The following is a 4266-nucleotide window of genomic DNA, read 5'->3' as shown; positions in this document are numbered from 1 at the left end:
TTTAGAAACTATGCTTTGATAAATACTATAATAACTATAATGATTTATTCTATGTTTAAGCTATATAGGATGATATTAGAGTATGCATCTTACAATGAGTTAATAAAAATAACGGAAGCAGTTATCTTGTCATTACTAGTTCATATTTTAGGTATAACAATATTTGTACATAGGATGCCTATATCTTATTTTATCTTTGGGTTTTTAATCCAATATGTTCTTACAGTCGGTCTAAGATTTTCCAAAAAAATGCTTATCCAAGGAAGATATAACGCAATTGAAAAAAATCCTAAATTTAAAAGAGCAATAATAGTAGGAGCAGGATCTGCTGGACAGACTATAAAAGAAGATATAAATAAATCTAATAGGCAAGAAAACACTCAAATAAATGTAATAGCCTTTATAGATGATAATCCAGGCAAAAAAGGTCAATACATAGATGGAGCGATGGTATATGGTGGAAGAAATGATATAAAAGATCTAGTAGTAAAAGAAAATATAGATATTATATTAGTTGCCTTACCATCAGCACAAAGTGACCAAAAGAAAGATATTCTCAAGATATGCAATAGTACAGGATGTGAAGTTAAAATTCTTCCAGGTCTTTATCAGCTAGTTCAAGGAAAGATTTCAGTATCAAGGATGAAAGACATACAAATAGAAGACCTTCTTGGACGTGAGCCTGTAAAGGTATTTAACAATGAAACATTTGAATATCTTAATGATAAAGTAGTCTTAGTTACAGGTGGAGGTGGCTCTATAGGCTCAGAATTATGTAGGCAAATTGCCCAATATGGTCCCAAAGAGCTTATAATCTTTGATATATATGAAAACAATGCTTATGAGATAGAGCAAGAGCTTAAGAGGAATTTCAAAGATTTAAACTTAAGAACACTAATAGGTTCTGTAAGGGACTACAATAGAGTAAAACATGTTTTTGAAAAACATAGACCTGACATTATATTTCATGCGGCAGCTCATAAGCATGTACCTTTAATGGAAGTAAGTCCTATTGAAGCCATAAAAAATAATGTAAGAGGAACCTATATAGTTGGCCTTTTGGCACTTATGTATGATGCTAAAAGATTTGTACTTATATCAACAGATAAAGCGGTAAATCCAACATCAATAATGGGAGCTACAAAAAGAGTATGTGAGAAAATAATTCAAGGTCTAAATGATGTAAAAAAAGACCAAGAATACTCAAAACTTTCAAAGATAATTGAAAGAGATGGGGATCATACTATAGTAATAGATCCATCAAAAGAGCTTGAAGGAAAAAATCCTACTACGGAATTTGTAGCAGTAAGATTTGGTAATGTATTAGGGTCCAATGGTTCAGTTATACCCCTATTTAAAAGACAAATTGCAGAAGGGGGACCTGTCACAGTAACACATCCTGATATTATAAGATATTTTATGACAATAAAAGAGGCTGTAAAACTAGTACTTCAAGCAGGCTCAATGGCCAAGGGTGGAGAAATTTTTGTCCTTGATATGGGAGATCCAGTAAAGATAGATACCCTTGCAAGAGAGCTTATAAAACTATCAGGATATGAACCTGATATTGATATAAAAATAGTGTACACAGGTCTTAGACCTGGTGAAAAACTTTATGAAGAAAAACTAATGGATGAAGAATGCCTTGAAGGAACAGAAAATAAGGGAATAGCCATAGGAAAGCCACTTGAGTTTTCAAGGGAAGATTTCTTTGAAAAACTTGATAATATTATAAACCAAGACCACATAGATGATATAAATATATTTGAAACTATAAACACTTTGATAAGCACTTTTATAGGGGAAAAAGAAAAGTAGGAGAGTATATGTTTAAAGATAAAGATGAATTTAGACCATTAGAAAACAAAGCTTGGCTTTCATCACCTACTATGCATGGTGATGAGTTAAAATATATGCAAAAAGCATACGAAACTAATTGGATGTCAACTGTTGGAGAAAACATTAATATAGTTGAAGAAGAAATAAGCAAAATTCTTGAATCAAAATATACAGTAGGTCTTTCTGCTGGAACAAGTGCCTTACACCTTGCAATGAAACTTGCAGGAATAAAAAAAGGCGATAAAGTATTTTGTTCTGATATGACCTTTGCAGCAACTGTGAACCCAATTTTATATGAAGGTGGAATTCCGATATTTATAGATACAGAATATGATACTTGGAATATGGATCCAAAAGCTTTAGATAAAGCCTTCGAACTATATCCAGAGGTTAAAGTAGTGGTTATGGTAAACTTATATGGAGTTCCAGCAAAAATTGATGAAATAAAAGAAATATGTAAAAAACATAGAGCTTACCTAGTAGAGGATGCCGCAGAATCATTTGGTGCAAAATATAAGGGAGTTCAAACAGGAACCTTTGGAGATGTGTCTATAATTTCCTTTAATGGAAACAAGATTATAACAGGTTCATCAGGGGGTATGCTAATCTCAGATTCAAAGCATGATATAGAAAAAGCAAAAAAATGGTCAACCCAATCAAGAGAAGATGCTCCATGGTACCAACATGAAGAAGTTGGATACAACTACAGAATGAGTAATGTTATAGCAGGGGTAGTAAGAGGACAACTTCCATATCTTAATGAACACATAGAACAAAAAAGAAAAATCTATGAAAGATACAAAGAAGGATTAAAAGATTTGCCAATATCAATGAATCCATATGATAAGGAAAATTCAAAACCAAGTTTTTGGCTATCTTGTATGATAATAGATGAAGAGGCTATGTCAGAGCATGTAAGAAGTGACAAAAAAGCTTTATATATTAGGGAAGAAGGAAAATCCTCACCTACAGAAATCTTAGAAGTACTTGCAAAATACAATGCCGAAGGAAGACCTATATGGAAACCTATGCATCTGCAACCTATCTATCGAATGAATTCATTTGTAAATAGATTTGGAAATGCAAGAGCAATGTCAAATGCATATATAAAACATTCGCAAAAAGATGACGAAGGTAGAGCCTTTGATGTTGGAGAAGATATATTCAATAGAGGATTATGCTTGCCAAGTGATAACAAAATGACAGAAAATGATCAAGATAGAATTATTGAGCTTATTAAAGCTTGCTTTGAGTAGGAGTGAATATTGTATAGAAAATATTTTAAAAGATTAATCGATTTTCTTTTATCCTTAATAGGAATTATTATCATATGTCCTATTCTAATTATTTTAGCAATTTTAATAAAGCTTAATTCGAAAGGACCTATCTTATTTAAGCAAAAAAGATTAGGAGAAGGTGGAGAAGCTTTTTTTATTTACAAATTTAGAACTATGGTTGTAAATGCTGAAAATATAGGTGATGGACTTAAAGTTAAAAGCGAGAGTGACTCAAGAATTACCAAAGTAGGAAAAGTACTTAGAAAACTAAGTCTTGATGAGCTTCCCCAATTGTTTAATGTAATTGTTGGGAATATGAGCTTAGTCGGTCCAAGACCACCAGTTACATACCATCCTTATGATGGTTATGAAAATTATCCAGGATGGGCAAAAAAAAGATTTGAAGTAAAACCAGGTATAACAGGATACGCACAAGTCAAAGTCAGAAATAATGCTAGTTGGGACGAAAGAATAAAATATGATAATAAATATGTGAATAATGTAACTTTAGTAAATGATTTAAAAATATTAATAGAAACTATATTGGTAGTATTTAAAAGTAAAGACATATACAAGTCTTAAATTTGTTCGAATTATGAGAGGATATAAAATGGAAAACACTTTAGTAGGTAATAAAATTATTTTGAAATTAATAGAAAAGGAAGATATGAAAAAAAGAGCAGAATGGATTAATGACATAGAAATTCAAGCTACCTTAAACTATGATTTTCCGACATCAATCTCAAAAACTCAAGCATGGTTTCAAAAAGCACAAATGGATAGTTCTAGAAGAGAATTTTCTATATTTAATAAAGAAACAAATGAATATATTGGATTTTGTGGTTTATTTGATATAGACTATAAAGCAAGAAAAGCTGAACATCATTGCGTGATAGGAAATAAAGCATATCATTCAAAAGGTTATGGAATAGATGCTTATAAAGTTATAGTAAACTATGGCTTTAAAGAACTAGGATTAAATAGAATATATGCATTTCAAAGAACAAATAATATTGCTGCTCATAAATTAGTTGAGAAATTAGGTTGGACTAGAGAAGGACTTTTAAGAGAAGATCTTTATTCTCATGGTGAGATTAGAGACAGATATATAATATCTATATTAAGGTCAGAATGGAAAAATAATAAAATA

The 4266-nt window shown here is 31.0% G+C and carries 4 protein-coding genes; all 4 read left to right on the top strand.

Annotated features, from left to right (window positions below; translation table 11 throughout):
* Positions 1-1818: polysaccharide biosynthesis protein (locus tag SOR60_RS08810; RefSeq protein WP_320595730.1), on the top strand; the 1818-nt coding region annotated here is incomplete at its 5' end.
* Positions 1819-1826: 8 nt separating this feature from the next.
* Complete coding sequence (locus SOR60_RS08805) at positions 1827-3095, top strand: DegT/DnrJ/EryC1/StrS family aminotransferase (protein WP_320595729.1); 1269 nt, start codon at positions 1827-1829, stop codon at positions 3093-3095.
* 9 nt (positions 3096-3104) lie between these two features.
* Positions 3105-3698, top strand: a complete 594-nt coding sequence (locus SOR60_RS08800) for a sugar transferase (protein WP_176269731.1) — start codon at positions 3105-3107, stop codon at positions 3696-3698.
* A gap of 28 nt (positions 3699-3726) precedes the next feature.
* On the top strand, positions 3727-4266 hold a 540-nt coding region (locus SOR60_RS08795; protein ID WP_320595728.1), incomplete at its 3' end, for a GNAT family N-acetyltransferase.

The sequence above is a fragment of the Anaerococcus porci genome (assembly GCF_034090325.1).
In the GTDB taxonomy this organism is placed as follows: domain Bacteria; phylum Bacillota; class Clostridia; order Tissierellales; family Peptoniphilaceae; genus Anaerococcus; species Anaerococcus porci.
This window is presented reverse-complemented; position numbering and strand designations above follow the sequence as displayed.

Bases quoted from the DNA above. Each gene is read 5' to 3' on its own strand.
- SOR60_RS08805 (WP_320595729.1), top strand. From the start codon at position 1,827: ATGTTTAAAGATAAAGATGAATTTAGACCATTAGAAAACAAAGCTTGG.